Source organism: Fundidesulfovibrio sp. (assembly GCF_058402725.1).
In genome coordinates, this window is sequence record NZ_JBZVFJ010000191.1 from 1 (window position 1) to 5,245 (window position 5,245).

Genomic DNA, 5,245 nt, shown 5'->3' on the forward strand with positions numbered 1-5,245 from the left:
CGTGGAACATGCGGGCCACGGGGGTGTAGTGGAGCGTCTGGGGGCTCTGGGCCTGGGCGGCCTCGTCGGCCAGGCGCTTGTGCTGCTTGTCGCCCTTGGGCCGGGGGGCCTTGTAGGCTTCCAGGAGCGCCGCGAAGTCCTGCCGGGAGAGACCCGCGAGCCTGCGCGCGAAGGGCTCCCAGGGCGCGGGCCAGGCCATGTCCGGGAAGAGGGGGCGCGGGCTGGCGAGGACCTTGCGCGAGAGGGAGAAGGGAAAATCGAACCCCGCCACGGCGGGCTCACCGGAGAGCAGGTGCGCGGCCAGGGCCTCGTAGGCCCGGTCGCCCGACCCCTCGAACACGGCCAGGGACTCAACGCGGAGCACGCCGCCCTCCAGGCGCGCGTCGGCGCAGACCAGGGGCTTGGTCCGGCCCGGGGCGCTGGTGAAGTCCACTCCATGGATGCGCATGGGGTGCTCCTGCATGCGCCCTTCTGTCCAGGCCGGCCCGAAGGGCGTCCCAAGAAGCCGCCTTGCAACGCGTCTAGCAGCGCACGCTGGCGGCCAGTCCGCCCTGGGCGGTCTCCTTGTATTTGGCGCACATGTCGCGTCCGGTCTCGGCCATGGCGCGCATGGCCTGGTCCAGGCCCACCATGTGGTGTCCCGGGGTCTCGGCGGCGGCGATCTGGTAGGCGGCGTAGGCCTTCACCGCGCCCATGGCGTTGCGCTCGATGCAGGGGATCTGCACGTAGCCCTGCACCGGGTCGCAGGTCAGGCCCAGGTGGTGCTCCAGGGCCGTCTCGGCGGCGTTCTCCACCACGGCGGGCGAGTGGCCGTGCACCTGCGCCAGGTACGCGGCGGCCATGGCCGAGGCCACGCCCACCTCGCCCTGGCAGCCCACCTCGGCCCCGCTCACCGAGGCGTTGTGCTTGGCCAGCATGCCCACCAGGGCGGCGGCCAGCAGGGCCTCGCGCTGGTCCTTGCGGAACACTCCGGCCGTGGGCCGCAGGTTCTTGGTGACGTAGAGCACCGCGGGCAGCACGCCCGAGGCCCCGGCCGTGGGGGCCGTGACGATGGTGTGGCCCGAGGCGTTCTCCTCGGCGGCGGCGAAGGCGCAGGCGCACAGGGCCAGGATGGGGCGGTCCTGTTGCTGGGGGTCCTGGCGGTAGCGCTCGAAGAGGGCCTTGGCCTTGCGGTGCAGGCCCAGGGGGCCGGGCAGCACGCCGTCGGCCTCCAGGCCGCGCTCCACGGCGTCCTCCATGGCGCGCATGATGCGCTCCAGGCCCGAGGCGATCTCCTGGGGCGTACGCCCGGTGAGCGCCGCCTCGTTGGCCAGGAGGATCTCGGGGAGCGAAAGCCCCGTGGAGGCGGCCAGGGCGCGCAGATCGGCCATGGTCTCGTAGGGGTGGGGCGGGGCCGGACGTTCTTGTGGCGTGTCGCCCTCCCACTCCACGAACCCCCCGCCAACGGACCAGGCCTCGCGCTCCACGAGGGCTTTGCCGTCGGCGTCCAGGAGCCGGAACACCAGGGTGTTGGGGTGGCGCCTGGGCAGGGTGAGCAGGTCGAAGACCACGCAGTCCTCGGAGACGGGCAGCGTGATCGCCCCGAGCTTCAACTCTCCGGCTCCGAAGGAGGCCATGGCGTCCAGGATGTCCGGCGGGCAGGTCTCCGGGCGGTTGCCCAGGAGCCCCGCCAGCACGGCGCGCAGGGTGCCGTGGCCGCGCCCGGTGGCGGCCAGGGAGCCCTGGAGGGTCACCTTCAGGCCGCGCGCCAGGGCCAGCCGGTCGGCCGGGAGGCGTGCGGCCTGCTCCATGAAGTCCGCGGCGGCGGTCATGGGGCCGATGGTGTGGGAGCTCGACGGGCCGGGCCCGACCTTCAGAAGCTCGAACACGGAGGTGGTGACCGGGCACATGGGCCGAGAGTCGCCGGGCAGGGGGCGCAGGGGCATGGAGTACCTCTACTTCTTCTTTGCCGAAGGGAGTTTGGCGGAGACCCAGGCCGCCGCCTCGTCGAGCCAGCGGGCCTCCTTGACCGAGAGGATCCAGCCCAGCAGGCCGAGCACGATGAATTTCCACCACGGCGCGAAGGAGGCAACGGCCACGTCCAGGTAGCTGAGCACCGGCTGATGGACCAGGTAGATGGCGTAGGAGGCCCCCGAGAGCCAGAGCACGCCGGGTCTTTCGCCCCAGCGGGCTGCCTGGGGCAGGGAGAAAAGGGCCAGGAAGAGGGCCAGGGTCCAGGCGATGCCGGCGAACCAGGGCGTGGGCAGGCCGATCCAGGGGGCCACGAGGCAGTAGGCGCAGGCGCCGAAGATCAGGCCGCCCAGCTTGGCGTCGGCCAGGAAGGGGCGGTCCGGGTCCTGCTTCCAGAGCTTGGCCATCCACATGCCCATGAGGAACTCGGGCAGGCGCGAAGGCAGGTTGAAGGAGGAGAGGAAGGCCAGCGTGCCCCCCAGCCCGTCGGGCGAGGCCTGGCCCCAGAGCTTGACGAACTCCGTGAGGGTCCACAGCACGAGGGTGGCCGCCACCGTGACGCATTCCAGGCCGTAGCGCCGCGTGACCTTGAGGATGAGCGGCCAGGCCAGGGTGAACTGGAACAGCAGGCCCAGCCACCAGTAGGCCGCCGTGTTGGACATGAAGGACTGGGTGCGCAGCGGGTCCAGGAAGAGCAGATGGTAGAGGGCCGGGGGCAGCCAGTCGCCGGGGGAGGTGACGCGGTAGACCACGGCGTTGCCCAGCACCACCAGGAGCACGGCCAGGTAGTAGTGGGGGCAGAGCCTGGCCAGGCGCTTGGGGACGAAATCGCGCAGATGGGGGATGGGCGCCGGGTTCTCGCCCACGTAGGGCAGGGCCAGGAGGAAGCTGGTCATCACGTTGAACACGGCCACGCCCAGGGCCAGGTCCACGAAGAAGTGGCCCAGGATGGTCCCCGCGTAGGCGTCGCGCAGGGGGCCGATGCCCTGGAAGAGGTGGTGGACGAAGATGCCGACCATGGCGGCGGCGCGGATGAAATGCAGTTGGGGGATCTCACGCTTCACGGAGGCCTCGTCGGGTGGATGTTAGAGGAAACGGATCACGGCCAGGGTGAGGTCGTCCTGGGGCGGCGCTGCGTCCAGGAAGTCCTTCCAGTCGGCCACCACGGCGTCGAGGATCTCCTGGGCCGTGGCCTGGGCGTTGTCGCGCACCACCTGGCGCAGCCTGTCTTTGCCGTACATGGAGCCGTCGGGGGCGAAGCCCTCCCAGAGGCCGTCGGTGCCCAGCACCACGATCTGCCCGGCGGGCCACTGCTTGAGGCGTCCGGGGAGGTAGGCGCTCTCCTGGTCCACGGCGAGGGGCAGGCCGCGCCCGGCCAGTTCGGAGAAGGCGTCCTGGGCGGGGTCGTAGAGGATTGCGGGGTCGTGCCCGGCGCGGACCCATTCCACGGTCCTGGCGCGGGGGTCGATGACCAGCATGAAGAGCGTGATGAAGTGGCCGCTGCCCGCCACGTCGCGGGAAAGGTGGCGGTTGAGGGTGGTGACGATGCGCGAGGTGTCGGAGAGGCACAGCGCGCCCTGGCGCAGGAAGCCCCTGGCCGAGGCCATGAGCAGGGCCGAGTCCACGCCGTGGCCCGAAACGTCGGCCACCACCACGGCCAGGGAGTCTCCGGCCAGCTCGAGGAAGTCGTAGTAGTCGCCGCCGGTCTGGCCGGAGTAGGAGGCCGTGGCGGCCATGTCCAGGCCGTCGCGCACGGGGATCTGCCCGGGCAGGAGGCTGCGCTGCACGGCCTTGGCCTGCTCCAGGGCGTTCATGAGTTCCGTGCGGTGCTTGAGGCCCTCGATCATGGCGTTGGTGCGCGCGGCGATCACCCCGAACTCGTCGGCCGTGGCCACGGGGATGCGCCGGGAGAGGTCGCCCTTGCTCACGGATTCCAGCACGCCGGTCTGTTCGGCCAGGAGCCTGCGCAGGTTCTCGGCGTAGCGCACGATCACCAGGCCCACGCCCGCCACCAGCACGGCCGTGACGTAGACCACCTCCAGCGTGACCGAGCGTTTGGCCTGGGCCAGGGCGGCCGGGTCGGCGGCGTGCATGGCCAGCCAGTCCACGCCGTTGGCCAGGATGATGGTGATGAGCGCGGCCACGAAGACGGCGGAGCTCACGGCCACCAGGGCCAGCTTGCGGGCCATGGGGTGCACGGATTCGGGGGGGGTGCGCCAGTTCTTGGTGCAGGCGCGGTCGATGATCAGGCGCTGGCGGGTGATGGCCGAGTCGAGCGCCAGCAGGAAGGCCAGCGCGCCCATGCCCACGAAGAGCTTGAAGCCGCTGAAGGGGGGAAAGCCAAGGGCCAGGGTGTTGAAGATCCCTGCCAGCCCGCCGGCGGCGAGGCCCAGGGCGAGGTCCAGCAGGAACTGGCGTCGCGGCTGGCCGAAGATGTCCGCGCCGTCCAGCAGGGCCTTCTCCAGGGGGATCCGGGCCAGCAGGACCACGGTCGACGCCGCGAGGACGATGGCCCCCAGGTGCACGGGGGGCAGCGAGTCCATGAAGGGTCAGACCCGGCCGCCGTAGATGGCCAGGAGCACCGACCCCAGAAGGTATCCCGCGCACAGCCGCAGGGGGAACGCCTTGTTCATGTCCCGAGGATATCCCAGACCCGGCCGGGTGGAAACACGAAAGTGCCCCGGCGCGTGCCGCCCGCATCCCGTTGACGTGCGGAGGGGGGGGGGCGGTGCGGGGCAGGCCGCCCTCGGACCCGGCTGTCTGCGCCCGCCCTGGCGCGCGGCCCGGCGCGGGGCAGGCCGCCTCCTGTCCGGCGTCCTGCCCGCGCGTGGCGCCGCGCGTTGTCCGGCCGCTACTTGCCGAAGGGGCAGTGGGGGAAGGTGCAGCGCTTGCAGTCCATGCAGAAGCCGCCGTGCCCCATGCGCGCCAGGAGCGCGCGCGTGACGGGCACGCCCGCCAGCACCCGGGGCAGCAGGAGGTCCAGGCTGGTGGTCTTGTGGAAGAGCGCGCAGGCCGGGACGCCCATGACGGGCACGTTGCCGATGCGCCCCACCAGGGTCATGTTGCCGGGGAGCACGGGCATGCCGAAGAGGTGGTCATCGAGCCCGGCGTCCAGCAGGCCCTGGAGGGTCACGTCGCCGGGGTCCACGCTCATGCCCGCCGTGGTGAAGAGGAAGTCGCACCCGGCGTCGAGCAGTTCGCGCACGCCCCGGGCGATGGCCGCGGCGTCGTCGGGGGCGAAGCGGGTCTCGGCCAGACCGGAGCCCAAGGGGGTCAGCTTGGCCGCCAGCACGGG

The 5,245-nt window shown here is 71.7% G+C and carries 5 protein-coding genes; all 5 read right to left on the reverse strand.

The annotated features are described in order from the left end of the window. A partial coding sequence (locus ACV4UX_RS17040) for a hypothetical protein (protein ID WP_491594478.1) occupies window positions 1–448 on the reverse strand: 448 nt, incomplete at its 3' end. A 73-nt stretch (window positions 449–521) separates the two neighbouring features. Continuing rightward, window positions 522–1,925: an L-serine ammonia-lyase gene (locus tag ACV4UX_RS17045; RefSeq protein WP_491594479.1), complete on the reverse strand. Its 1,404-nt coding sequence runs from the start codon at window positions 1,923–1,925 to the stop codon at window positions 522–524. Between the two features lie 9 nt (window positions 1,926–1,934). Beyond that, window positions 1,935–3,014 (reverse strand): acyltransferase family protein, encoded by a 1,080-nt coding sequence (locus ACV4UX_RS17050; protein WP_491594480.1) that lies wholly within the window; start codon window positions 3,012–3,014, stop codon window positions 1,935–1,937. A 21-nt stretch (window positions 3,015–3,035) separates the two neighbouring features. Beyond that, complete coding sequence (locus tag ACV4UX_RS17055; protein WP_491594481.1) at window positions 3,036–4,493, reverse strand: PP2C family protein-serine/threonine phosphatase; 1,458 nt, start codon at window positions 4,491–4,493, stop codon at window positions 3,036–3,038. Window positions 4,494–4,801: 308 nt separating this feature from the next. Next, a partial coding sequence (locus ACV4UX_RS17060) for a molybdopterin-binding protein (protein ID WP_491594482.1) occupies window positions 4,802–5,245 on the reverse strand: 444 nt, incomplete at its 5' end.